Raw genomic sequence first — 24700 nt, 5'->3', positions numbered from 1 at the left:
GCCCGTGACGCCGCCGTTATCCGGCCGGTCGGCCGCGCGGGGAGGCCCGGGCTCTAGGCCTCTTCGGCCAGCTCCAGCCAGCGCATCTCCAAATCGTCGCGGTCCGCGAGGAGTTCCCGGAGCTCCGCGTCGAGCTTGGCCACCTTGTCGTAGTCGGTGGAGTTCTCGGCGATCTGGGCGTGCAGGCCGCTCTCGCGGTCGGAGAGCTTGTTCAGCTGCCGCTCGATCTTCTGGAGTTCCTTCTTCGCGGCGCGGGAGTCCCCCGAGGCGGTGGACTTCGCCGCGGCGGCGGCCGGGGCGGGCGCCGGGGCGGCCGCCTCGATCATCCGCTGGCGGCGCTCCAGGTACTCGTCCAGGCCGCGCGGCAGCATCCGCAGGCTCGCATCGCCGAGCAGCGCCATGACGGTGTCGGTGGTGCGCTCGATGAAGAACCGGTCGTGGGAGATCACGATCATCGATCCGGGCCAGCCGTCGAGGAGGTCCTCCAGCTGGGTCAGGGTCTCGATGTCGAGGTCGTTGGTGGGCTCGTCGAGGAACAGGACGTTGGGCTCGTCCATCAGCAGGCGCAGGATCTGCAGCCGGCGCCGCTCACCGCCGGAGAGGTCGCCGACCGGCGTCCACTGCTTCTCCTTGGTGAAGCCGAACTGCTCGCAGAGCTGACCCGCCGTCATCTCGCGGCCCTTGCCGAGGTCGACGCGGTCACGGACGCGCTGGACGGCCTCCAGGACGCGCAGGGAAGGGTCGAGTTCGCCGACCTCCTGGGAGAGGTAGGCCAGCTTGACGGTCTTGCCGACGGTGACCCGTCCGGCCGCGGGCTGGGTCTCGCCCTGGGTGCGGGCGGCCTCGGCGAGGGCGCGCAACAGGGAGGTCTTGCCGGCGCCGTTGACGCCGACGAGGCCGATGCGGTCGCCGGGGCCCAGGTGCCAGGTGAGGTGCTTCAGGAGCGTCTTGGGGCCGGCCTGGACCGTGACGTCCTCCAGCTCGAACACGGTCTTGCCGAGGCGGGCGTTGGCGAAGCGCATCAGCTCCGAGCGGTCGCGCGGCGGCGGCACGTCGGCGATGAGCTCGTTGGCGGCCTCGATGCGGTAGCGGGGCTTGGAGGTCCGGGCGGGGGCGCCGCGGCGCAGCCAGGCCAGCTCCTTGCGCATCAGGTTCTGCCGCTTGGACTCCTCGGTGGCGGCGATCCGCTCGCGCTCGGCGCGGGCGAAGACGTAGTCGCTGTAGCCGCCCTCGTACTCGTGCACGTCGCCGCGCTGGACGTCCCACATGCGGGTGCAGACCTGGTCGAGGAACCAGCGGTCGTGGGTGACGCAGACGAGCGCGGAGCGGCGCTCCTGGAGGTGCCGGGCGAGCCAGGCGATGCCCTCGACGTCGAGGTGGTTGGTGGGCTCGTCGAGTACGAGGAGGTCCTGGTCGGCGATGAGCAGCTTGGCGAGCGCGATGCGGCGGCGCTCGCCGCCGGAGAGCGGGCCGATGACGGTGTCGAGGCCCTGGCCGAAGCCGGGCAGGTCGAGTCCGCCGAACAGGCCGGTCAGCACGTCGCGGATCTTGGCGTTGCCGGCCCACTCGTGGTCGGCCATGTCCCGGATGATCTCGTGGCGGATGGTGGCCGCGGGATCGAGGGAGTCGTGCTGGGTGAGGACGCCCATGCGAAGGCCGCTGTTCTGGGTGACGCGGCCGCTGTCGGGCTCCTCCAGCTTGGCCAGCATCCGGATGAGGGTGGTCTTCCCGTCGCCGTTGCGGCCGACGACGCCGATCCGGTCCCCCTCGGACACGCCGAGGGAGATGCCGTCGAGCAGGGTACGTGTGCCGTACACCTTGCTGACTGCCTCGACATTGACCAGATTGACGGCCATCAGACGCGCTCCAGGGAAGGGTTTGTGGATCAGCCCCTCAGCCTAACGCTCCGGGACGACGTCGACCGTTCCACCAGGACCCAGCCGCCCAGCGCCATGGCGATCGCGGCGGGCGCGGTGACGGGGAGCGCGACGAGGGTGGCGCTGTGGCCGTCGAGCAGGCCCCCGAGGCCGGTCATGGACAGGCCCAGGACGCCGAGCAGGCAGAGGGTGATGCCGGCGGCGGCGCGGGGGCCGCTGCCGGGGGCCGCGGTGCTCCCGCCGGGTGCCTCGAAGCGGCGGAAGAGGGCGACGAGCACGCCGGTCAGCGCCGCGGCGGCGAGGAACCTGACCGGGACCTGGGCCCACCAGGCGGCGGAGGCCGGTACGGGGAGCCCGATCCCGAGGGCGAGCTGGGCCGCGTACACGGCGAGCATGGCGGTGAGGTGCCAGAGGAACGCGGTCATGGCGATCCCGTTGGCGGCGACGACGCCGCGCCAGACGCGGGGGCGGGCGAGCCAGGCGGCGGCGGGGCGGGCCAGGAGCTGGACGGCGCCCACGAGCCACATGCCGTGTGCGAGCAGGGCGAGGGTCGGCGGGGCCATGTTGGACACCTTCTCGCCCGGCATCCCGACCATGGACAGCGGGTACGGGCCGCAGGCGACCAGCGCCGCGGCCGCGGCGAGCCCGGTTGCGGCCAGGGCGGCGGGGACGCGGATCCGCCCGTCGGCGCGCAGGAAGCCGAGCTGGTGGACGGCGAGCCAGACGAAGGCGAAGTTCAGGAACTCCACGTACGGGATCCCGAGCGCGAAGCGCAGTACGTCGACGAGCGCGGCGGCGGCGAGGAGCCCGGCGAAGGCCCCCCACCCCCATCGCTCGTGCAGCTTGAGCAGCGGTGGGGTGAAGGCGACCATCGCGAGGTAGATCCCGATGAACCAGAGCGGCTGCGTGACCAGCCGCAGCGCGGCCCCGGCCAGCCCGCCCGCGCCGTGGCCCGCGAGCTGGACGGCGAGCGCGGCCGCGGTCCAGACGAGGACGAAGACGAGGGTGGGCCGCAGCAGCCGCTGGAGCCGGGCCCGCAGGAAGGCGGCGTAGACGGGCCCCGTGCCGGCCCTGCGGGCCAAGGAGCGGTAGGACAGGGCGTGCGAGAACCCGCCGACGAAGAAGAAGACGGGCATGACCTGGAGCCCCCAGGTGAGGACCTGGAGCGGGGGCACGAGGGCGAGCAGGTTCCCCATGCCGTCGCCGCTCACGGCGGCCATCAGCCAGTGCCCGGCGATGACGGTGGCGAGGGAGGCGACCCGCAGGAGGTCTACGTACCGGTCGCGGCCTGCGGGGGTGGCGGCGGCCGTGTCGCGTGCGCTGGCTGTCATGGCCCTACGGTCGCCGCCGGTGGCGGACGCCCGACAGGGTGCGGGTACTCAACTCCCGCGTAGGTACGTGGGCGAGCCCGCCCGCCGGGGCTCCGCGTCTCAAGCGCCGGCGGAGCCCCTGGCAGCGGCGCGGCCGGGTCAGGACGGCAGGACCGTGGCTCCGGGAGCCGGGGAGGACGCCACGCGGCTCGGCCACGCCGGCGTTCGAAGCTACGGCGGTCCGGGGCGGAGCCCCCGGCAGCGGCGCTGCGGGGGGCGGCGGGGCGGAGCCCCGCGCGGCCGGGTCAGGACGGCAGGACCGTGGCTCCGGGAGCCGGGGAGGACGCCACGCGGGTGGCGCGGCAGGTGCCCGAGGCTTCGAGGGCCGCGGCCACCTTCGCGGCGGATTCCGGGTCTCGGACCAGGAAGGCCGTCGTCGGGCCCGATCCGGAGACCAGCGCGGCGAGCGCCCCGGCCTCCGTGCCCGCGGCCAGCGTCCCCGCCAGCTGCGGGCGCAGCGACAGAGCCGCCCGCTGGAGGTCGTTCGCCAGGACGGGGGCCAGCGCGTCCGGGTCGCCCGAGGCGAGGGCCGCGAGCAGGGCCGGCGAGGCCTCGGGCCCGGGGATCTGCGTACCGGCGGTGAGGCGGTCGAACTCGCGGAACACAGCCGGGGTGGACAGGCCCCCGTCGGCCACCGCGAACACCCAGTGGAACGCCCCCGCGTCCACCGGGGTCAGCAGCTCGCCGCGGCCGGTGCCGAGCGCGGCGCCGCCGACGAGGCTGAAGGGGACGTCGCTGCCCAGCTCCGCGCAGATGTCGAGCAGTTCGGCGCGCGGGGTGCCCAGGCCCCACAGGGCGTCACAGGCCAGGAGGGCCGCCGCGCCGTCCGCGCTGCCGCCCGCCATGCCGCCCGCGACCGGGATGTTCTTCGCGATGTGGAGGTGGACGGCGGGGTCGGTGCCGGCCCGGGCGGCCAGGATCTCGGCGGCGCGCGCCGCGAGGTTGGTGCGGTCCAGGGGGACCTGGTCGGCGTCGGGGCCCGCGCAGGTCACGGTCAGGGCGTCGGCCGCCGTCGCCGTGACCTCGTCGAAGAGCGAGACGGCGAGGAAGACGTTCGCCAGGTCGTGGAAGCCGTCGGGGCGCGCCGCGCCCACCGCCAGCTGCACGTTGACCTTCGCGGGGACCCGTACGGTCACGCTCGTGCGGGCGCTCACAGCGCGGGCCTCTGCGCCTCGGGCTTGTTCTCGGCGATCGCGGCGAACTCCTCGACCGTCAGCGACTCCCCGCGCGCCTGCGGCGAGACGCCCGCGGCGACGAGCGCGGCCTCGGCGCCGGCCGCCGAGCCGGCCCAGCCGGCCAGCGCGGCGCGCAGGGTCTTGCGGCGCTGCGCGAAGGCCGCGTCCACGACCGCGAAGACCTCGGCCTTCGTGGCGGTGGTCTTGATCGGCTCCGCGCGCCGCACCAGCGAGACGAGGCCGGAGTCGACGTTCGGCGCGGGCCAGAAGACCTTGCGGCCGATGGATCCGGCGCGCTTGACGTGCGCGTACCAGTTGGCCTTGACGGAGGGGACCCCGTACACCTTGTTGCCCGGCTCGGCGGCGAGCCGGTCGGCGACCTCGGCCTGCACCATCACCAGGGTCCGCTCGATGCTCGGGAAGCGGTCGAGCATGGTGAGCAGCACGGGCACGGCCACGTTGTAGGGCAGGTTCGCGACGAGCGCGGTCGGCGCCGGGCCGGGGAGTTCGGTGACCAGCATGGCGTCGGAGTGGACCAGCGCGAAGCGGTCCTTGCGCCCGGGCATCCGGGCCTCGATGGTGGCGGGCAGCGCCGCCGCCAGGATGTCGTCGATCTCGACGGCGGTGACCCGGTCGGCGGCCTCCAGCAGCGCGAGCGTCAGCGAGCCAAGCCCCGGACCGACCTCGACGACCACGTCGTCCGGCCGCACCTCCGCGGTGCGCACGATCCGGCGCACCGTGTTGGCGTCGATGACGAAGTTCTGGCCCTTCTGCTTCGTCGGGCGTACGCCGAGGGCGGCGGCCAGCTCCCGGATGTCGGCGGGGCCGAGGAGGGCGTCAGAAGGGGTCTCGTTGGGCTGCTGCTCTGCGGTGCTCACCGGCTAAGCGTACGGCCGCAGTGCGGCCACGGACTCGCCCCCCGCTGCACGTAGAGCTTCTTGGCCCGGTAGGTCTGCTCGGCACCCGAGGCGTCCTGGGGGCGGCCGCTGCCGCCGAGGGCGTGCCAGGTGTGGACGTCGAACTGGTAGAGGCCGCCGTAGGTGCCCGAGGGGTCGGTGGCGGACGGGCGGCCGCCGGACTCGCACTGGGCGAGGGCCGCCCAGTTGAGGCCGTCGGCGCCGGAGACGGACGTCGGCAGCGGCCTCGTGCCGACCTTGACGAGCTGGGTGACGGGCTCGCGGACGGTCTCCTCCGCGATGCGGCGGGGCTTTTGCCGGACGCCGTTGACGGTGCGCAGGCTGTAGGTGACCCGGCGCGCCCCGGGACGGCCGGCCCGCTCGACGACCTCGGTCCCGGCGAAGAGGGTGTCGTCCCCGGTCCGCTCCGTCGCGAACGGGACGCGTTCCTCGCGGACCTCCCGGGTTCCGGTGATGCGCAGCACGGTGACGGTCTGGCCGTCGCGCGGGAAGGCGGTGGGGGGCACGGAGGTGGTGTCCTGGCCCTGCAGGGTGATGCCGGCCTGGTCGAGGGCCTCCTGGACGGTGGAGGCGTTGGTGCGGATGGTGCGTTCGCGGCCGTCGGCCATGAAGGTGACGCTGCGTTCGGTGCGGACGCTGAGGGTCAGGCCGGCGCGGGGGACGGGGGCGGTGCGGGGGGCGGAGAGGTAGGCGCCCTCGGCGCGGATGCCGAACTGGCGCAGTGCGCCCTCGACGGTGCGGGCGGTGGTCCACATCTGGCGCCGCTGTCCGTCGAGGGTGAGGAGCAGGGGGCGGCCGTAGCGGACGACGACCTGCTCGCCGTCGTCGAGGGGTTCGCCGGGTGCGGGGGCGACGAGGTCGTGCGGTCCGATGCCGAGGCCTTCGGCGGCCAGCAGCGCGTCCACGTCGTCGGCGAACGTGTGGAGGGTGCGGGGGACGCCGTCCACGGTGAGGCGTACCGATTTGTCGGCGGCGACGAAGGCGGTGGTGCCGCCGGCGAGGAAGGCGACGACCAGCGCCTGGGGCACGATCCGCCGCCAGGTTCCGCCGACGGCGTCCGGGGTGAGGAGCCCGGGCCCCGCGGTCCGGCCGCGTGAGCGGTGGCTCCTGCCGGTGGTGGCGCCCCCGGCCGGGGGGTCCGCCGCGCGACGGCGCCCGGTGCCCGCCGCGGTGGGCACGGGGGCGGGGCCGGCCGGATCTCCCGGGGCGCGGCGCCGGCCGGTCCCCGGCGGGGGTTCGTCGGTGGTGGTACGGCCACGGGCCCGGCGGCCCGAGCCCCCTGTGCCTGTGCCTGTGCCTGTGCCTGCGCCGGTGCCGGTGCCGGTGCCGGTGCCGAAGCCCGTGCCTGTGCCCGTGTCAAAGCCGGTGCCTGTGCCGAAGCCCGTGCCTGTGCCGGTGTCAAAGCCGGTGCCGGGCGCCGGCCGCGGGGCCCGGCGGCGGCCCGAGCCGGGCGCGGTGGCGGCGTCGGACCACGAGGTGTCCGGGTCCCCGGTGTCCGGCCACGCGGCAGGGGCCGGGCCGCCGCGGGCGCGGCGTCGGGCCGCCCGCCGGTCGCCGCCGCGCGGCCCGGGGACCGCGGTCTGCGGGTCCCCCGGTCCGGTCGGCCGGGCCACGGGCTCGTACGCCTCCGGGACGGGGCCGCCGCGGCGGTGACTGCCCTGTGTATCGCTCACGAAGCTCGCTCCACTGGTCCGGACCCTCATGGTTCGGGCACGGCACGATAGCGGAGGAGTCGTCACGCTCCAAAGTCGTACGACTACACGGCGTTTCGGAGCGCCGGGGGCTGGGCGGGGTGGGTCAGTAGGCGAAGGCGCGGGCCGTGTTGGCGGCCAGCGCGGTGGCCATCGCGTCCTCGTCGAGGCCGCGGACCGCCGCCATGGCCCGTACGGTCAGCGGAATGAGGTACGGCGCGTTGGGCCGGCCTCGGTACGGCGCCGGGGTCAGGTAGGGCGCGTCGGTCTCGACGAGGACCAGTTCCAGCGGGGCCACGGCCAGGGCCTCGCGCAGCGGCGCCGCGTTCTTGAAGGTGACCGTCCCGGCGAAGGACATGTAGTAGCCGGCGGCGGCGCACTCCCGGGCCATCTCGGCGTCCCCGGAGTAGCAGTGGAAGACGGTGCGCTCGGGCGCGCCCTCCTCGCGCAGCACGCGCAGCACGTCCGCGTGGGCCTCGCGGTCGTGGATGACCAGTGCCTTGCCCTGCCGCTTGGCGATCTCGATGTGGGCGCGGAAGGACCGCTCCTGCGCGGCCATGCCCTCCGGCCCGGTGCGGAAGTAGTCCAGCCCGGTCTCGCCGACGGCCTTGACGTGGTCGAGCGCGGCGAGCGCCTCGATCTCGGCGAGCGCGTCGTCCAGCGCCGCCTCGCCGCCGCCGGTCCGGGCGCCCTGCCTCGACCACCCGTCGGGATCCCCGTGAACGATCCGGGGCGCTTCGTTCGGGTGGAGGGCCACGGCGGCGTGGACGTTCTCGTACGCGGCGGCCGTCTCGGCGGCCCACCGGGAGCCCTTCACGTCGCAGCCCACCTGGACGACGGTGGTGACGCCCACCGAGGCGGCCTTCGCGAGACCCTCCTCGACGGTGCCGGACTGCATGTCCAGGTGGGTGTGCGAGTCCGCGACCGCCACCCGGAGGGGTTCGGGCAGCGGCGGCGGTGCGTCCTTCGAAGCAGCAGAAGAGCTCATACGGCCGATCTTATGACCGGCGGAAGAGCCCCAGCAGACGGGAGATCGGGCCCCCGCGCTTCTCGGCCTCGTCGACGGCGACGGGTCCGGGGGCGTCGTGGTGCCGGGACGCCCTGTGCGGCTTCGGGGGGCGGGGGACGTCCGCGCCCGCCGGGACGGGCCCGGCGATCCCGGGCGCGATGCGGTGGTGGTAGAGCTGGTCGATCGTGCCGAGCACCGAGGAGACCTGGCCCGCGCGCATGATGCGTACGACGTGTCCGCCGCAGTTCAGGCAGGTCGGGTTGGACAGCGGGGAGGGCACCCGCTCACGGTTGACCGTGTACATGATGAACGGCTGACCCTTGCCGTCGACGTGGTGTTCGATCGTGTACGCCTGCTCCCAGCCGTATCCGCACTTCATGCAGGCGAAGGAGTACGCCTCGCGGACGGTATGCACACCGTCCGCGGTCTCGACGGGTGCGGACACGGGTACCGGGGTGTCAGCGATCTCACTCATGCCAGCTCCTCTTGTTCCACTGGTGCCATTGCCAGTGGACGCCTCTTCGGGCGGGAGCGCATCAGGCCCTGTCTAGTGTTGGACGGACTTTGGGCGACTCATGCCCAAAGCGCCCGGTGCGCGGTCTGAGCTTTGCTTTTCAGGTTATCTCTTTACCGACCTACGACACCTTTTGTGCCGCATTCTTTGCCGCCACGACCGCGTCGAACACCTCGCGCTTGGGTAGCCCCGCCTCGGCGGCGACCGCCGCGATGGCCTCCTTGCGCCGCTCCCCCGCCTCCTCGCGCACCCGTACCCGGCGCACCAGCTCCTCGCCGTCCACGTCTCCGGGGGCGGCCGCCGGGGCGCCCTCGACGACGACGGTGATCTCGCCGCGGACGCCCTCGGCGGCCCAGGCCGCCAGCTCGCCGAGCCCGCCGCGCTTGACCTCCTCGTAGGTCTTGGTCAGCTCGCGGCACACGGCGGCACGGCGCTCGGCGCCGAAGACCTCGGCCATCGCGGCCAGGGTGTCGTCGAGCCGGTGCGGGGCCTCGAAGTAGACGAGCGTGCGCCGCTCGCCCTCGACCTCGCGCAGCCGGCCGAGGCGCTCGCCCGCCTTGCGCGGCAGGAACCCCTCGAAACAGAACCGGTCCACCGGGAGCCCGGACATGGCCAGCGCGGTGAGCACCGCGGACGGCCCGGGGACGGCGGTGACCTTGATGTCCCTCTCCACGGCGGCGGCGACCAGCCGGTAGCCGGGGTCGGAGACGGAGGGCATCCCCGCGTCGGTCACCAGCAGCACCCGCGCGCCGCCGGCCAGGGCCTCGACCAGTTCCGGGGTGCGCGCCGACTCGTTGCCCTCGAAGTACGACAGGACGCGCCCGGTGGTGTGCACGCCGAGCCCCTGGGTCAGCCTGCGCAGCCGCCGGGTGTCCTCGGCGGCGATCACGTCGGCCCGCTCCAGCTCGGCCGCGAGCCGCGGCGGGGCGTCCGCGAGGTCGCCGATGGGGGTGCCCGCGAGGACGAGCGTGCCCATCCGGCCGGCGGCGGAGGCGGGGGGTTCGGAGCCGAAGGGCTGGTCAGTTGTCACCCGTCCATCCTCTCAGCCCCGCGCCCCGACCCTCCCCGCCACTGGGGCACTCACAGATCCTTTCCCTACGATGGCCCGGTGACCAAGACCGCGACGCCGCCGCCCAGCCCCGCGGGGGCCGCTCCCGCCCCGCCGGCGGGACGCGAAGAAGAGCCGCCCACGTGGCTGCGCCGCCTGCGTGCCTTCGGCTACGCGCCGCAGGGCGCAGCCTCGCGCACGGACCTCCGCGCCCGCCTGGTGCCCCCGTACGCCCAGCCGTCCCCGCAGCTGTGGATGACCTTCGGCCTGCCGCCGCAGGTGTGGGGCACGTGGCAGCGCGTCCTGTCGTGGGCGGGCCCGCTGCTGGTGGCGCTGGTCGCCGGGGTGCTGCGGTTCGTGCACCTGGGCAGCCCCAAGGCGGTGATATTCGACGAGACGTACTACGCCAAGGACGCCTGGGCCACCATCAAGCAGGGCTACGAGGCGAGCTGGCCCAAGGACATCGACAAGTCGATCCTCGCCAACCCGGACGGGGTCAGCCTCCCGCTGGACCCGGGCTACGTCGTGCACCCGCCCGTCGGCAAGTGGGTCATCGGGCTCGGCGAGTGGATGTTCGGCTTCACCCCCTTCGGCTGGCGGTTCATGACCGCCGTGCTCGGCACCCTGTCGGTGCTGATGCTGTGCCGGATCGGGCGGCGCCTCTTCCGCTCGACGTTCCTGGGCTGCCTGGCGGGAGCGCTGCTCGCGGTGGACGGACTGCACCTGGTGATGAGCCGCACCGCGCTGCTCGACCTGGTGCTGATGTTCTTCGTGCTCGCCGCCTTCGGGGCGCTGCTCATCGACCGGGACAGGGCGCGCGCTCGGCTCGCGGACGCGCTCCCGGTGGACGGGGAGGGCCGGACGCGGCCCGACCCGCAGATCGCCGAGACGCTGCGGCTGGGCTGGCGTCCGTACCGGATCCTGGCGGGCGTCTGCCTGGGCCTGGCCGCGGGCACGAAGTGGAACGGCTTCGTCGTGCTGGCCTTCTTCGGCATCCTCACGGTGCTGTGGGACGCGGCCGCGCGGCGCACGGCGGGCGCGGGCGCCCCCTACGCGGCGATGCTGCGCCGCGACGCGCTGCCCGCCTTCGTGTCGACCGTGCCGGTGGCGATCGTGACGTACCTGGCCTCCTGGTCGGGCTGGATCTTCAGCCCGGACAACGGCAAGGGCGGCTATCTGCGCGACTGGGCCGCCAAGAACGACCAGGGCGGCGCGCTGTCGTTCCTGCCGGAGTGGGTGCGCAGCCTGTGGCACTACGAGACCGAGGTGTACAAGTTCCACGTCGGTCTGACGTCGGGGCACACCTACGAGTCGAACCCGTGGAGCTGGCTGGTCCTGGGCCGGCCCGTGTCGTACTTCTACGAGTCCCCCGAGCCGGGCACCGACGGCTGCCCGGCCACGGCGGCCGGCAAGTGCGCCCGCGAGGTGCTGGCCCTGGGCACACCGCTGCTGTGGTGGGCGGGCTGCTTCGCTCTGCTGTACGTGCTGTGGCGGTGGTTCTTCCGCCGCGACTGGCGTGCGGGCGCGATCGCGTGCGCGCTGGGCGCGGGCCTGCTGCCCTGGTTCAACTACCAGGAGCGGACCATCTTCTTCTTCTACGCCGTGGTCTTCGTCCCGTACCTGTGTCTGGCGGTGGCGATGATGATCGGCGCGCTGCTCGGTCCGGCGGGTTCGACCGAGAGGCGGCGGACGCTGGGCGCGATCGGGGCGGGGGTGCTGGTCCTGCTGATCGTGTGGAACTTCATCTACTTCTGGCCGATCTTCACGGGCCAGACCATCCCGATGGACTCCTGGCGCGCCCGCATGTGGCTGGACACCTGGGTCTAGGGAGCAGCACGAGGAGCGGTACCCACGACGGCCCCGGCGCCCGCGAGCGCCGGGGCCGTCGTGGTTGCCCGGGTCGTCCGGGCCCGTCGGCGGGCGTCGCCGGCCGGCTCCGCCGGCCCGTCGTCAGGGGTGGCGCCACGTCGGCTGACAGCCGAGGGCCGTCCCGTCGGGGCAAGACCGTGCGGCCAACGGCGCGCTTCCGGCGCGGTGTTCACGGGAGGGCCCGCCCGATCCGGGTGGCCCTCGTGACGTTTGACGCTCCTTTTCGGCCATCGTTGTTCCGGTCCGGTAACAAGCAGGCACCCGTCCGCTCGCGGAGCGTAAGGTCCGCACCAGAGGTTCTTTGAACACGTTCAGAGAACGGGGACTCTGGAGGGGACGCAAGTGAACGGGGCAGCGAAGGGCGCCGTCATCGGCGGGGTATTCCTCGCGATGGTCGGCGGCGCCGGGTACGGGGTGTACGCCCTGGTCGGGGACGCCGGCAACGGCGATGGCAAGGGGAGCGGGAAGGCGGAGGCCTCCGCCCCGCCGGCGAAGGGCAGCGGGCCCGTCACCGAACAGGAGACCGCCGCGACCGCCAAGGCCTTCCTGGCCGCGTGGGCGGCCGGGGACGGGCAGGCGGCCGCCCAGCTGACCAACAACGAGCAGGCCGCCCGGACCGCGGTGGCGGACTTCGGGGCCAAGGCCCACGTCTCCAAGGCCGTGATCACCCCCGGCACCCCGAAGGGCGACACCGTGCCCTTCACGGTCGCCGCGGACATCACGTACGAGGGCACCACCAAGCCCCTCGCCTACGAGTCCCGGCTGACCGTGGTGCGCGGCCTGACCAGCGGAAAGCCGCTGGTCGACTGGCAGGCCTCGGTGATCCACCCGCAGCTCCAGCGGGACGAGGCGCTGCGCGCCGGCGCCCCGGCGAACCCGCCGGTCAAGGCGGTCGACCGGAACGGCGAGGAGCTGACCGCGGAGAAGTACCCCTCGCTGCGGCTGATCCTCGACCAGCTGCGAGAGACGTACGGCAGCAAGGCGGGCGGCAAATCCGGTGCGGAGGTCTGGATCGAGCCGGCCACCCCGAACGCGCCCAAGCGGACGCTGCTGACCCTGGTCGAGGGGGAGCCGAGCACCATCAAGACGTACCTGGACGCGACGGTGCAGGCGGCCGCCGAACAGGCGGTCACCAGGTTCCCCGAGGCGTCGGTGGTCGCCGTCAAGCCCAGCAACGGGCACATCCTGGCCGTCGCCAACCACCGCAAGGACGGCTACGACGCGGCGCTGACGGGCAACCGGGCACCCGGCTCGACGATGAAGATCGTGACCGCCGAGATGCTGATGGACCGCGGCAAGGTGGCGGCCGACAAGCCGGCGGAGTGCCCGAAGGCCGTGTCCTGGGGCGGCCGTTCCTTCCACAACCTGGACAACTTCGACCTGCCCGGCTCCGCGACCTTCGCGACCAGCTTCGCCAAGTCCTGCAACACCGCCTTCATCAAGCAGATCCAGGCGGTCGGCGACGACGGCGCGCTGGCGAAGGAGGCCACGGAGGTCTTCGGCATCGGGCTGGACTGGAAGACGGGCGTCAAGTCCACCGACGGCAAGGTCCCGCCGGCGACGGGCGCGGAGGCGGCCGCCGCGTACATCGGCCAGGGCAGGATCACCATGAACCCGCTGAACGTCGCGTCCATCACCGCGACCGCCCGCACCGGCGTGTTCCGCCAGCCGCTGCTGGTCTCTCCGGACCTCGACGGCCGTACGGTCGCCACGGCGCAGCGTCGGATGAAGTCCTCGGTGCAGCAGCAGCTGGTCTCGATGATGCGGCTGACGGCGACGAGCGGCACGGGCCAGAAGGCGATGTCCTCGGTCAGCGGCTCGGACAAGGGCGCGAAGACCGGCTCCGCGGAGGTCGGCGGCTCGGGCAGCCCGGACAGCTGGTTCACCGGCTACAGCGGTGACGTGGCCGCGGCGGCCATGGTCGAGGGCGGCGGCCACGGCGGCGACGCGGCGGGCCCGATCGTGGCCGCCGTCCTGAACGCCGGCTGACGCGCGGGGACCGGGCGCCGCACCCGCCCCGGCCCGGTCCCCGCGATCCTTTCCGTCCTTGCGGTCCCCGCGGTCCCCGCGGTTCCGTCAGAGCGCGGAGCGCAGGGCGCGGACCAGCGCCTGCGCGCGCGGGTCGGCGGTGACCGACTTGGCGTGCGCGTTGGTGACGTAGCCGAAGCCGATGCCCGCCTCCGGGTCCGCGAAGGCCAGCGAGCCGCCGCGGCCCGGATGGCCGAAGGAGGCCGGGGACAGCAGCGGCGAGGCCGGCCCGTGCAGCATGTAGCCGGGGCCGAAGCGGGTGTTGACCACCAGGACGCGGTCCGGGCCCGCCGAGAACTCCTTGCCGGCGAGTGCGGTGGTGGCCGGTGTGAAGATCCGTGCCCCGTCCTCCACCACGCCGATGGTGGCCCCGTAGAAGCGGGCCAGTGCGCGGGCCGTGCCGATGCCCGCCGAGGCCGGCAGCTCGGCCGCCTGGTAGGCGGGGTCGTTCTCGTCCGGCGCGGGGTCGATGGCCGCGAAGGCGCGGCGGGTGAGGGAGTCCGGGTCGGCGTAGGCCTCGGAAACGTTTCGCCTCGGCCGGGTCCTGAGCAGGCCCGCGCTCTCCGGCGGGTCGACCGGGGCCACCCGGCCCACCCGGTGCGCCTGCGTCTGCGGCAGGCCGATCCAGAAGTCGAGGCCCAGCGGCTCGGCGATCTCCTCGGCCAGGATGCCGCCGACCGTGCGGCCGGTCGCCCGCAGCACCAGCTCGGACAGCAGCCAGCCGAAGGTCTGCGCGTGGTAGCCATGCGCGGTGCCGGGCTCCCAGAAGGCCCGCTGCGCGGCGACCGCGCGCGGCCCGGACACGCCGTCCGCGGCCTCGGCCACGGTCAGCCCGCGGTCCAGGGCCGGGACTCCGGCGCGGTGCGCGAGCAGGTCGCGGACCCGGGTCCTCTCCTTGCCGCCCGCCTTGAACTCCGGCCAGTACGTGGCCACGGGCGCGTCCAGGTCGAGCAGTCCGCGCTGGTGCAGCAGCAGCGGTACGGCGGCGGCCACGCCCTTGGTCGCGGAGCGGACGACCTGCGCGGTGTCTGCGGTCCAAGGGGGCCGCGGCTCGGTGCCGTCGGCGTCCTTGCTACCGCCCCAGAGGTCGACGACCTTGCGCCCGTCCCGGTACACGGCCACCGCCGCGCCCCGGTCCCCGAGTACCTCGAAGTTGCGTACGAACGCGTCCCTGACGGGCTCGAAGCCCTCCGTCACCACACCCTGGATCTCCACGGGCAGTCCAACAACCGGCGACCGGCGCTTATGCCACCGAGACCGAACGGGGATCGAAGCCGAAGGGCAGCTCAAGGCGGTGGGCGCGCATCAGGTCCTCGTCGCACAGGAGGTCCTGGGTGCGTCCGTCGGCCGTGATCGCGCCCTCGCTCAGGATGACCGAGCGCGGGCACAGCTCCAGTGCGTACGGCAGGTCGTGGGTCACCATCAGGACCGTCACGTCAAGCGAGCGCAGGATGTCGGCGAGCTCCCGCCGCGAGGCCGGGTCCAGGTTGGACGAGGGCTCGTCCAGGACCAGGATCTCGGGCCGCATGGCCAGTACGGTCGCCACCGCGACCCGGCGGCGCTGCCCGAAGGACAGGTGGTGCGGGGGCCGGTCGGCGAATCCGGCCATCCCCACCTGCTCCAGCGCGTCCCGGACCCGCTCCTCCAGTTCGGCGCCGCGCAGGCCGGCCGCGGCCGGGCCGAAGGCCACGTCCTCGCGGACGGTCGGCATGAACAGCTGGTCGTCGGGGTCCTGGAAGACGATGCCGACCCGGCGGCGGATCTCGGCGAGGTTGCGCTTCTCCACGGGCAGCCCGGCCACGGCCACGGTGCCGACGCCGCCGCTCAGGATGCCGTTGAGGTGCAGCACCAGGGTCGTCTTGCCCGCGCCGTTCGGTCCGAGCAGGGCGACCCGCTCGCCCTGTGCGACGGCCAGGTCGACCCCGAAGAGGGCCTGGTGGCCGTCGGGGTAGGCGTAGGCGAGGCCGGTCACTTCCAGTGAGGGTGGTGCCTTCAACAGGTCCATTTCCATCTCCCGTCGGGGGGTTCTCCGCTTTGTTCGGTCATCTGCTGCGACAGCGGTCAGGGCTCGGCCGTCATGAGCCTCCGGGGCAAGTGAGAAACCGCCCCGGGCGGAGGAGTCACCCCATCAGACAGACGGCCAGGACGGCCAACGCCGTCAAAGGGAGCGCAGAGGCGCGCGCCCACTCAGTGGGCGTTGCCGCCACCTCGTCGATCACCGGCATCGAACCGGCGTAGCCGCGGCTGACCATGGCCAGGTAGACCCGCTCGCCGCGCTCGTAGGAGCGGATGAACAGCGCGCCCGCCGTCTTGGCCAGCACCCCCCAGTGCCGGATCCCCCGCGCCTCGAACCCGCGCGATCGCCGGGCGATGGACATCCGCCGCAGCTCGCCGGTGACCACGTCGCCGTACCGGATCATGAACGAGGCGATCTGCACCAGCAGCGGCGGCAGCTTCAGCCGCTGCAGGCCCAGCAGCAGCGCCCGCAGCTCCGTCGTCGAGGCGAGCAGGACGGAGGCGGCCACCCCGAGCGTGCCCTTGGCCAGGACGTTCCAGGCGCCCCACAGTCCGGAGACGCTGAGCGACAGGCCCAGTACGTCCACCCGTTCGCCCCCGGCCACGAACGGCATCAGCACCGCGAACGCCACGAACGGGATCTCGATCAGCAGCCGCCGCAGCAGGAAGCCGGCCGGTACCCGGGCCGCGGCCGCGACCCCGGCGAGCAGGACGGCGTACAGCCCGAAGGCCCACACCGCCTCGCGCGGTGTGGAGACGACGACCAGCACGAAGGCGAAGACCGCGGCGAGCTTGCAGTGCGGCGGCAGCGCGTGCACCGGTGAGTGCCCGTGCCGGTAGAGCCGGTGGGCGTGGCCCGCACCCATCTCAGACCGCCGAGGCGCCGGCCGCGGCCGGTTCGGCGGTACGGCGGCGGCGCACGGCCCAGAAGACGCCGCTGCCCACGACGACGGTCGCCCCGACGCCGAGGGCGCCCGCGAGGCCGCCGGAGAGGCGGGCGTCGGCGACGTCCCTGACGGCGTAGTCGGCGAGCGGGGAGTCCTTCGCGGCGTGCTCCTCGGCCTTGGCGTCGATGCCCTTGTCGGCGGCGACCTTCTCCAGGCCGTCGGGGCTGGCCGAGGCGTAGAAGGAGACGAACCCGGCGAGGACGAGGGCGGTGACCAGGCCGGTGGCCCACACCTTCGTGGTGGAGCGGGCCGCGACGGGGGCGGCGGCGGGGGCGGCGGCCGGTGCGTCGACGAGGACGCCGCCCACGCGCAGCTTCAGCCGCGTGGTCAGTCCGCGCGCCCCGTACACCAGGTCCGGCCGTACGGCGATCACGGCGCCGACGGTCGCGGCGGTGATGGCGGCCTCGCCGATGCCGATGAGCACGTGCACCCCGACCATGGCGGTGAACACCTTGCCGATGGCCACGTCGGTGGTGCCGCCGATCGCGTAGATCGCGGTGAAGGCGGCGGCCGCGCCGGGCACCGAGAGCAGGGCCCCGGCGAAGGCGGCGACGGTCACGGAGCGGCGGGTGCGGGGCAGCACCCGCAGCAGCCCGCGGAAGACCGCGTAGGAGACGACGACGGTGACGACGCCCATGACGGTGACGTTCACGCCGAGGGCGGTCAGTCCGCCGTCGGCGAAGAGGATGCCCTGCATCAGCAGGACGACGGACACGCACAGCACGCCCGTGTACGGGCCGACGAGTATCGCGGCGAGCGCCCCGCCCAGCAGGTGCCCGCTGGTTCCGGCGGCGACCGGGAAGTTCAGCATCTGCACGGCGAAGATGAAGGCGGCGACCAGACCGGCGAGGGGCGCCGTGCGCTCTCCCCCGGAGCCTTCGGCCCGGGTGGGGGTCCCCCCGGCGGTAGCCGGGGGATGATCCCCGAGCTCCCGCCGGGCGCCGCGGAGGCTGACGGCCACCGCGGCGGCGGCCGCCACTCCGGCGGCCACCGAGACGGGTGCGTTGATGAATCCGTCGGGCACGTGCATGGAGTGGCTCCGCTTCTCACAGTTTTCAGCCGTCCAAGAATAGTGCCCTCTTGCAAATGGTTGGCAACAGCGTCTCGGACACAAATACGCCCTCGCACTTCCGTCGGAATGTGCGAGGCTGGACGGGACAAAAGAGCACAGAAGGCACTTTTGTTCAACGCTCCGACGCGAGGAGTCTTGTCGATGTCAGCCACCGCCGAGAATCCATCAGCCACCGCGACAGCCACGGCGACCGTCCGCCTCGTCGAGGAGCGCGTCAGAGCCCGCGTGATCACCGACGATCCGCTCTACCGGGCGATCCCCGTCATCCTGCGCTTCGTCCCCGCAGAACCGCTGGCGGTACGGATCGTCTTCCCGGCGGACCTGTCCCCCGAGGGCACCGACAACGAGTGGGTCTTCCCCCGCGCCCTCCTGGAGGCGGGCCTCCAGGCCCCGAGCGGGACCGGGGACGTGCGCGTCTGGCCGTGCGGCCGCGTGCAGGCGGTCGTCGAGTTCCACTCCCCCGAAGGCGTGGCCGTGGTCCAGTTCGACATCGCCGGGCTGCGCCGCTTCCTGCGCCGTACGTACGCCGTCACCCGATAGGCGCAACGGACCCGGCCCCGCACCTCAGGTTCAGGTGCGGGGCCGGGCTGTCGTTGCCGTTGCCGTTGCCGTTGCCGTACGGACGGGTCCCGACGTCAGGCGTTGACCAGCTCGCGGTCCTTGTCGTGGCCGTCGGAGGCGCCGGAGAGGTGCCGGCGCAGGCTGTCGCCCTCCACGTCCACGTTGGGCAGCAGCCGGTCCAGCCAGCGCGGCAGCCACCAGGCCTTGTGCCCGAGCAGGGCGAGCACCGCCGGGACGATCGCCATCCGGACCACGAAGGCGTCGAAGAAGACGGCGACGGCCAGACCGAAGCCGATCATCTTGACCATCTGCTCACTGGCTCCGATGAAGCCCGCGAACACCGCGATCATGATGACGGCGGCGGCCACGACCACCCGCGCGCTGTACTGGAAGCCGGTCACCACGGCCTGGCCCGGACGCTCGCCGTGTACGTACGCCTCGCGCATCCGGGTGACGAGGAAGACCTCGTAGTCCATGGCCAGGCCGAAGACCACGCCCACCATGAAGATCGGCATCATCGACATGATCGGGCCGGTCTGCTCCACGCCGAAGAGCGAGCCGAGCCAGCCCCACTGGAAGACCGCGACGACCGCGCCGAGGGCGGCGACGACCGAGAGCAGGAAGCCGAGGGCCGCCTTGAGCGGGACCAGGACCGAGCGGAACACGAGCATCAGCAGCAGGAAGGCGAGGCCGACGACGAGCGCGAGGTAGGGCAGCAGCGCGTCGTTCATCTTCTGCGAGAAGTCGATGTTCATCGCGGTGGCGCCGGTGACGAGGACGTCGTCCCCGCTGCCGTCGCGGATCGTGTGGACCAGGTCCTCCGTCTGCGTGGAGGACGGACGGTCCTTCGGGATGACGGTGATCACCGAGGCGTCGCCGCCCTGGTTGGGGGTCGGCGGGGTGACCGCGGCCACGCCCTCCAGGCCCTTGATCCGCTCGACGGTCCGGTCGGCGAGCGCCTTGTCGCCGTCGACGACCACCATCAGCGGGCCGTTGAAGCCCGGGCCGAAGCCGTCGGACAGCAGGTCGTACGCCTGGCGCTGGGTGGTGGAGACCGGCTGGGCGCCGTCGTCCGGCAGGCCCATCTCCAGCTTGCTCGCCGGGACGGCGATGACGCCGAGGCCGATCACACCGGCCAGCAGGACCATGACCGGGCGGCGCAGGACGAAGCGGGCCCAGCGGGTGCCGCCGTTGGCCTTCTTCCCGGCGGCGGCCGCCGAGCCGGAGGCCGCCTGCCTCCCCTTGCCGAACAGCTTGCTCTTCTCGCCGGCGGGCAGCACCTTCTTGCCCGCGAAGCCCAGGATGGCCGGGACCAGCGTGAGGGCGACCAGCACCGCGATGACCACGGTGGCGGCGGCCGCGAAGCCCATCTTGGTCAGCATCGGGATGTTGACGACGGCCAGGCCCACGAGGGCGATGACCACGGTCAGACCGGCGAAGACGACGGCGGATCCGGCGGTTCCGGCGGCACGGCCGGCGGCCTCGTCGCGCTCGCGGCCCTCGGCGAGCTCCGCGCGGTAGCGGGAGACGATGAACAGGGCGTAGTCGATGCCGACCGCGAGGCCGATCATCATCGCGAGGGTGGAGGTGGTGGTACCGAGGTCCAGCACGTTGGCCAGCGCGGTGATGGAGGAGACGCCGATGCCCACGCCGATCAGCGCGGTCAGCAGCGGCAGCCCGGCCGCGATCAGCGAGCCGAACGTGATGACGAGGACGATCGCGGCGATCAGGATGCCGATGACCTCGCCGGAGCCGGTCTCGGGGGCCGCCATCAGCGCGTCGCCGCCGATCTCGACGGTGAGCCCCTGCGCCTTGGCGTCCTTGCCGGACTCCTTGAGCGCGTCGCGGGTGGCGTCGGTCAGCTCCATACCGCTGACCTGGTACTTGGCGCTGATGTAGGCGGTGGAGCCGTCCTGGCTCACGGCCTGGCTCTGGTACGGGTCGGCGACCGAGGAGATCTGGTCCTTGCCCGCACCGAACTTCAGGCCCTCGACGATCTTCTCGACCTCGGCCTTGGCGCCGGGGTCGGTGACCTTGGCGCCCGCCGGGGCCTTGATGACGATCCGGGCGGTGGCGCCGTCGGCGGCCATCCCCGGGAACTTCTTGTCGAGCACGTCGAAGGCCTTCTGGGCCTCCGTGCCGGGTATCGAGAACGAGCCGGAGGTGGGGGCGGACGCCGAGGCCGCGCCGAAGCCGGCGACGAACAGCAGCGCCACCCAGACGAGGGCGACGAGACGGCGGCGCCGGAAGGCGCCCCGGCCGAGTCGGTAGAGGAAGGTGGCCACGTCGGTGGTTCTCCCGTTCGGGTCGTGGGATGGATCCGGAGACCGGATCTGGGCATGAGGAGCCGGCCCGACGACGAGAGCGGCGTGTCAGGAACAGCGGGAAAGCGGCGGGGACGGGATGGAGGAGAGGAGTCAGACGCCGAGGGCGGGGAAGACCACGGCGTCGATGAAGTCACCGAGGAAGGCCCGGTCGACCGGCCGGTCCTCGATCAGCGGGAGCGCGATGAACGCCCCGATGAGCATGTGCGGTACGAAGTCCAGCGCCGGGCAGTCGGGGCGGATCTCGCCCCGGTCCACCGCGCGCCGGAGCATCGCCTGCAGGCCGTTGATCTCCGGGTCGACCAGCAGGTCACGCAGCGCCTTGTGGAGCTCCGGGCTCTCGTGGACCGCATGGGCCAGACCCCGCATCAGCGCGGTGTCCTTGGCCATCTGCGCGTCGTCCGAGTGCTCCACCATGCGCGCGAAGTCCATGCGCAGGCTGCCCGTGTCGATCTCCCGCAGCGAGACGGGCTGGGTACACCGCAGGGCCTTGGCGACCAGCTCCGGCTTGCTCCCCCACTGGCGGTAGAGGGTGGCCTTGCTGGACTTGGTGCGGGCGGCGACCGCGTCCATGGTCAGCGCCTCGTAACCCACCTCGCGGAGGAGGTCGAGCACCGCCCCGTGGACTTCGGCCTCCCGTTCGGGGGTGATCCGGCTGCGCCGGGCCGCCATCGCCTCGGTCATCTCCGTGCCTCCGTCCGAACGTCCGAACACGTCTCTTATCGAAACGAAAGTGTTCCGTACACATACGACGATACCCCCGCCCCCATCGAAACGAAACCGTTCCGTTTCGCTTCGGGCAGTGGCATGGATCACCTGTACGAGTTGCCAGGCCCCCCTGGCGCGGAAAGCATTGGGGGGTGAGTCACGACGTCGCGTACCTCCGCTTCCCGCACCTTCACGACGACCTGCTGTGCTTCGCCACCGAGGACGATCTCTGGGTGGCACCCCTGGTTCCCCCCGGAGATCCGGCCGGGCGGGCCTGGCGGATCACCGTCGACCGGACCCGGGTCAGCCACCCGCGCTTCTCCCCGGACGGCAGGCACATCGCCTTCACCACCTGGCGGAGCCTCGACCCGGAGATCCACCTGGCCCCCGTGGCCGGCGGCCCGGCCCGCCGGCTGAGCTACTGGGGCGCCACCGACACCCGCGTCTGCGGCTGGACCCCGCCCGACGAGGACGGCCGCAGCGACATCCTGGCCGTCTCCTCGCACGGCCAGCCCTTCTCCTACTTCGCCTGGGCCTACAGCCTGCCCACCGACGGCAGCCCCGGCGGGCGCCTGCCCTGGGGGCCGGTCTCCGACATCCAGGTCCACGACGACGAGTCGGGCGAGCGGCGCACCCTGCTGCTGACCGGCAAGCCCCCGCACGAGCCCGCCGCCTGGAAGCGCTACCGCGGCGGCGCCACCGGCCGGCTGTGGCTGCACGGGCAGCGGCTCCTGGAGGAGATCGAGGGCCACCTCGACTCCCCGATGTTCGTCGGCGGCCGGATCGCCTTCCTCTCCGACCACGAGGGCATCGGCAACCTCTACTCCTGCCTGCCCGACGGCACCGACCTGCGCCGGCACACCGACCACGAGGAGTTCTACGCCCGGCACGCCTCCAGCGACGGCTCCCGGATCGTCTACCAGTGCGCGGGCGACATCTGGCTGGTGGACTCCCTGGGCCGGGGCGCCGCCGCGCGCAAGCTGGAGGTACGGCTCGGCGGCCCGCGCGCGGGGAGGCGTACGTACCAGGTGCCGGCCGCCAGCCACGTCGACTCGCTGTCCGTGGACACCACCGGGCGGGCCAGCGCGGTCGTGGTGCGCGGCAGCCTGTACTGGCTGACCCACCGCGACGGCCCCGCCCGGACCATCGCCGACACCCCGGGCGTCCGGGTGCGGCTGCCCGAGATGCTCGGCAGCGGCGGGCAGGTCGCCTACGTCACCGACGCCGAGGGCGAGGACGCGATCGAGATCGCCTACCTGCCGCGGGCCTCCGGGGAGCGGGAGCCGCGCCGGCTGGCCTCGGGCGAGCTGGGGCGCGTGCTGGAACTGCTGTCGGACCCGGACGGTGAACGCCTCGCCGTCGCCTCCAACGACGGGCGGCTGCTGCTGCTCGACGCCACCGAGGAGTCCGACGGGGAGGTCACCGAGCTGATCCGGTCCATCAACGGGCCCGTCACCGACCTGGCGTTCTCCCCCGACGGATGCTGGCTGACCTGGTCCCATCCGGGCATCGGGCGGTCGCTGCGGCAGATCAAGATGGCCCGGATCTCCGGCCCCGGCGGACGCACGGTCATCGACGTCACCAACGGGCGCTTCGAGGACGAGAGTCCGGTCTTCACCCGGGACGGGCGCTATCTCGCCTTCCTGTCGTGGCGCGGTTTCGACCCGGTGTACGACGTGCACACCGGCGACCTGTCCTTCCCGCTGGGCTGCCGCCCGTACCTGGTGCCGCTGTCCTCGGCGACCCCCTCGCCCTTCGCGCTGTCCGCCGAGGGGCGGCCCGCGGCGGGCGGACTCGACCCGGTGGAAGGGGACTCGGGCGACACGGGCGACGGCGCGGTCATGGTGGAGGTGGAGGGGCTGGAGAGCCGGGTCACGCCCTTCCCGGTGTCGGCGTCGAAGTACTCGGCCCTGTACCCGGTGCACGGCGGCGGGCTGGTGTGGCTGCGCTGGCCGATCTCGGGCGCGCTCGGCGAGACGTTCGCCAACCCCGCCGACATCAGCGGCAAGCCCACGCTGGAGCACTTCGACCTCACCAAGGCCCGCAAGACGGAACTGGCCTCCGGACTGGACTGGTTCGCCCTCAGCGGCGACGGCACCCGGCTCGTGATCAACGACGACGGCGATCTGCGGGCCGTCCCGGCCACCGAGTCGGGCGACAGCGATTCGACGGTCTACCTGGACCTGCGGCGCATCCTGCACGAGGTGGACCCGGCGGCCGAATGGCGCCAGGCCTACGAGGAGGCCGGGCGGATCATCCGCGCCTACTTCTGGGAACCGAAGATGTGCGGCATCGACTGGGACGGGGTGCTGAGCCAGTACCGCTCCCTGGTCGAACGGGTCGCGTCCCCCGACGAGTTCGCCGACCTGCTGCGCGAGGTCCTCGGCGAACTGGGCACCTCGCACGCCTACGTGTCCCCCGCCCGCCGCAACGAAGGCCCCCCGCACTACCAGCGGGCGATCGGGCTGCTCGGCGCCAACCTCGTGCCCCGGGAGGGGACATGGGTGGTCAGCCGGATCCTGCCCGGCGAGTCCTCCGACTCCAAGGCCCGCTCCCCGCTGGCCGGCACCGGCATCCGGGACGGCGCGGTGCTCACCCATGTCGACGGGCGCCCGGTGGACCCGGTGGCCGGCCCGTACCCGCTGCTGTCCGCGGCGGGCGGAACGACCGTGGAGCTCACCTTCCGGCCCGCCGAGGGCGAGGGCGGGGCCCGCAGGGTCGCGATCGTGCCGCTGATCGACGAGCGGCCGCTGCGCTACCAGGACTGGGTGTCCAAGCGGCGTGCGGTGGTCCGGGAGCTGAGCGGCGGCCGGTGCGGCTACCTGCACATCCCCGACATGGGCGGCTCGGGCTGGGCACAGTTCAACCGCGACCTGCGGATGGAGATGTCCCGGCCCGCGCTGATCGTGGACGTACGCGGCAACGCGGGCGGGCACATCAGCGAGCTGGTGGTGGAGAAGCTGACCCGCTCGATCCTCGGCTGGGACCTGACCCGCAACGCCCAGCCGGTCAGCTACGCCTCCAACGCGCCGCGCGGTCCGATCGTGGCGCTCGCCGACGAGGCGACCTCCTCGGACGGCGACATGATCACCGCGGCGTTCAAGCTGCTGGGGCTGGGCCCGGTCGTGGGCCAGCGCACCTGGGGCGGGGTGGTCGGCATGACGGGCCGGCACACCCTCGGCGACGGCACGGTGATCACGGTGCCGATGAATGCCGCCTGGTTCCCGGAGTACGGGTGGTCGGTGGAGAACCACGGCGTGGAACCGGACTTCGCGGTCCTGCGCACGCCGCTCGACTGGGCGGAGGGGCGGCACGCCGGCCTGGACGACGCCGTGCACCTGGCGCTGGAGCTGCTGGAGCAGGACCCGGCCGCCGTGCCGCCCGGCTACACGGACGTGCCGGACCTGCGCCGCCCGAAGCTGCCGCCCAGGCCGTAGGCGCGCGGAAGGGGCGGGGGGCGGGGGCCAACACACGGGGGCGGCCCGCTGGGGCCCGGGGAAGGCGGGGGGGGTGGGGGGGCGGGGGTGGGATGGGGGGGGGGGGGGGGCGCAGGGGGGGTGGGGGGGGGGCGAGT

General features: G+C 73.3%; 18 protein-coding genes. 4 read left to right on the top strand and 14 right to left on the bottom strand.

The genetic code is table 11. The features are described from left to right. Nucleotides 1–53: 53 nt before the first annotated feature. From ACFCZ1_RS33255 to rsmI, 8 genes are all read right to left on the bottom strand, one after another. On the bottom strand, nucleotides 54–1856 hold the full coding sequence (locus ACFCZ1_RS33255; protein WP_376681999.1) for an ABC-F family ATP-binding cassette domain-containing protein: 1803 nt from the start codon (nucleotides 1854–1856) through the stop codon (nucleotides 54–56). Between the two features lie 29 nt (nucleotides 1857–1885). Further along, nucleotides 1886–3208, bottom strand: a complete 1323-nt coding sequence (locus ACFCZ1_RS33250; RefSeq protein WP_376681998.1) for an acyltransferase family protein — start codon at nucleotides 3206–3208, stop codon at nucleotides 1886–1888. A gap of 284 nt (nucleotides 3209–3492) precedes the next feature. Next, entirely contained in the window at nucleotides 3493–4401 is a 909-nt protein-coding gene (locus tag ACFCZ1_RS33245) for a 4-(cytidine 5'-diphospho)-2-C-methyl-D-erythritol kinase (protein ID WP_376681997.1), read from the bottom strand. Further along, nucleotides 4398–5300, bottom strand: a complete 903-nt coding sequence (gene rsmA / locus ACFCZ1_RS33240; protein ID WP_376681996.1) for a 16S rRNA (adenine(1518)-N(6)/adenine(1519)-N(6))-dimethyltransferase RsmA — start codon at nucleotides 5298–5300, stop codon at nucleotides 4398–4400. Before rsmA ends, ACFCZ1_RS33245 begins: the two co-directional genes overlap by 4 nt. Continuing rightward, nucleotides 5297–6517, bottom strand: a complete 1221-nt coding sequence (locus tag ACFCZ1_RS33235; protein ID WP_376682021.1) for a ubiquitin-like domain-containing protein — start codon at nucleotides 6515–6517, stop codon at nucleotides 5297–5299. The genes rsmA and ACFCZ1_RS33235 overlap by 4 nt, the downstream gene beginning before the upstream one ends. 619 nt (nucleotides 6518–7136) lie before the next feature. Then, a complete protein-coding gene (locus ACFCZ1_RS33230; protein WP_376681995.1) occupies nucleotides 7137–8018 on the bottom strand; it encodes a TatD family hydrolase in 882 nt (293 codons plus the stop codon). A 10-nt stretch (nucleotides 8019–8028) separates the two neighbouring features. Continuing rightward, on the bottom strand, nucleotides 8029–8514 hold the full coding sequence (locus ACFCZ1_RS33225; protein ID WP_376681994.1) for a hypothetical protein: 486 nt from the start codon (nucleotides 8512–8514) through the stop codon (nucleotides 8029–8031). 160 nt (nucleotides 8515–8674) lie between these two features. After that, nucleotides 8675–9529, bottom strand: a complete 855-nt coding sequence (gene rsmI / locus ACFCZ1_RS33220; RefSeq protein WP_376682020.1) for a 16S rRNA (cytidine(1402)-2'-O)-methyltransferase — start codon at nucleotides 9527–9529, stop codon at nucleotides 8675–8677. 132 nt (nucleotides 9530–9661) lie between these two features. Here rsmI and ACFCZ1_RS33215 point away from each other — a divergent pair, with 132 nt between their 5' ends. After that, nucleotides 9662–11428, top strand: a complete 1767-nt coding sequence (locus tag ACFCZ1_RS33215) for a dolichyl-phosphate-mannose--protein mannosyltransferase (protein ID WP_376681993.1) — start codon at nucleotides 9662–9664, stop codon at nucleotides 11426–11428. Between the two features lie 384 nt (nucleotides 11429–11812). Further along, the gene (locus ACFCZ1_RS33210; RefSeq protein WP_376681992.1) at nucleotides 11813–13459 is read left to right on the top strand and encodes a penicillin-binding transpeptidase domain-containing protein; all 1647 of its coding nucleotides are present in this window, start codon (nucleotides 11813–11815) and stop codon (nucleotides 13457–13459) included. An 87-nt stretch (nucleotides 13460–13546) separates the two neighbouring features. Here ACFCZ1_RS33210 and ACFCZ1_RS33205 read toward each other — a convergent pair whose 3' ends face one another. The 4 genes from ACFCZ1_RS33205 to ACFCZ1_RS33190 all read right to left on the bottom strand — a co-directional run bounded on the left by ACFCZ1_RS33205 (nucleotide 13547) and on the right by ACFCZ1_RS33190 (nucleotide 17491). Next, a complete protein-coding gene (locus tag ACFCZ1_RS33205) occupies nucleotides 13547–14713 on the bottom strand; it encodes a serine hydrolase domain-containing protein (protein WP_376681991.1) in 1167 nt (388 codons plus the stop codon). A gap of 28 nt (nucleotides 14714–14741) precedes the next feature. Next, on the bottom strand, nucleotides 14742–15503 hold the full coding sequence (locus tag ACFCZ1_RS33200) for an energy-coupling factor ABC transporter ATP-binding protein (protein WP_376681990.1): 762 nt from the start codon (nucleotides 15501–15503) through the stop codon (nucleotides 14742–14744). Between the two features lie 115 nt (nucleotides 15504–15618). Beyond that, nucleotides 15619–16380 carry a cobalt ECF transporter T component CbiQ gene (gene cbiQ / locus ACFCZ1_RS33195; RefSeq protein WP_376681989.1) on the bottom strand — a complete coding sequence of 254 codons (762 nt, stop codon included), beginning with the start codon at nucleotides 16378–16380 and terminating at the stop codon, nucleotides 15619–15621. 1 nt (nucleotide 16381) lies between these two features. Next, entirely contained in the window at nucleotides 16382–17491 is a 1110-nt protein-coding gene (locus tag ACFCZ1_RS33190) for an energy-coupling factor ABC transporter permease (RefSeq protein ID WP_376681988.1), read from the bottom strand. A 183-nt stretch (nucleotides 17492–17674) separates the two neighbouring features. On the opposite strand from ACFCZ1_RS33190, the gene ACFCZ1_RS33185 reads away from it, so the two are divergent. Further along, complete coding sequence (locus ACFCZ1_RS33185) at nucleotides 17675–18073, top strand: SsgA family sporulation/cell division regulator (RefSeq protein ID WP_376681987.1); 399 nt, start codon at nucleotides 17675–17677, stop codon at nucleotides 18071–18073. Nucleotides 18074–18168: 95 nt separating this feature from the next. Here ACFCZ1_RS33185 and ACFCZ1_RS33180 read toward each other — a convergent pair whose 3' ends face one another. Together ACFCZ1_RS33180 and ACFCZ1_RS33175 are read right to left on the bottom strand one after the other, a co-directional pair. Then, nucleotides 18169–20379 (bottom strand): MMPL family transporter, encoded by a 2211-nt coding sequence (locus ACFCZ1_RS33180; RefSeq protein WP_376681986.1) that lies wholly within the window; start codon nucleotides 20377–20379, stop codon nucleotides 18169–18171. 132 nt (nucleotides 20380–20511) lie between these two features. Beyond that, complete coding sequence (locus ACFCZ1_RS33175; RefSeq protein ID WP_376682019.1) at nucleotides 20512–21090, bottom strand: TetR/AcrR family transcriptional regulator; 579 nt, start codon at nucleotides 21088–21090, stop codon at nucleotides 20512–20514. A 188-nt stretch (nucleotides 21091–21278) separates the two neighbouring features. Here ACFCZ1_RS33175 and ACFCZ1_RS33170 point away from each other — a divergent pair, with 188 nt between their 5' ends. After that, nucleotides 21279–24563, top strand: a complete 3285-nt coding sequence (locus ACFCZ1_RS33170) for a S41 family peptidase (RefSeq protein WP_376681985.1) — start codon at nucleotides 21279–21281, stop codon at nucleotides 24561–24563. The last annotated feature ends 137 nt before the right edge of the window (nucleotides 24564–24700 follow it).

The sequence above is a fragment of the Streptomyces sp. NPDC056224 genome, assembly GCF_042267665.1.
Lineage (GTDB): Bacteria > Actinomycetota > Actinomycetes > Streptomycetales > Streptomycetaceae > Streptomyces.
Note: the sequence above shows the minus strand (reverse complement) of the source record. Positions and strands in the feature narration are given on the sequence as shown.

Coding starts and splice junctions, on each gene's coding strand:
- ACFCZ1_RS33255 (WP_376681999.1), bottom strand. CDS start 1,856: ATGGCCGTCAATCTGGTCAATGTCGAGGCAGTCAGCAAGGTGTACGGC.
- ACFCZ1_RS33250 (WP_376681998.1), bottom strand. CDS start 3,208: ATGACAGCCAGCGCACGCGACACGGCCGCCGCCACCCCCGCAGGCCGC.
- ACFCZ1_RS33230 (WP_376681995.1), bottom strand. CDS start 8,018: ATGAGCTCTTCTGCTGCTTCGAAGGACGCACCGCCGCCGCTGCCCGAA.
- ACFCZ1_RS33225 (WP_376681994.1), bottom strand. CDS start 8,514: ATGAGTGAGATCGCTGACACCCCGGTACCCGTGTCCGCACCCGTCGAG.
- rsmI (WP_376682020.1), bottom strand. CDS start 9,529: ATGGGCACGCTCGTCCTCGCGGGCACCCCCATCGGCGACCTCGCGGAC.
- ACFCZ1_RS33200 (WP_376681990.1), bottom strand. CDS start 15,503: ATGGACCTGTTGAAGGCACCACCCTCACTGGAAGTGACCGGCCTCGCC.
- cbiQ (WP_376681989.1), bottom strand. CDS start 16,380: ATGGGTGCGGGCCACGCCCACCGGCTCTACCGGCACGGGCACTCACCG.
- ACFCZ1_RS33190 (WP_376681988.1), bottom strand. CDS start 17,491: ATGCACGTGCCCGACGGATTCATCAACGCACCCGTCTCGGTGGCCGCC.
- ACFCZ1_RS33185 (WP_376681987.1), top strand. CDS start 17,675: ATGTCAGCCACCGCCGAGAATCCATCAGCCACCGCGACAGCCACGGCG.
- ACFCZ1_RS33175 (WP_376682019.1), bottom strand. CDS start 21,090: ATGGCGGCCCGGCGCAGCCGGATCACCCCCGAACGGGAGGCCGAAGTC.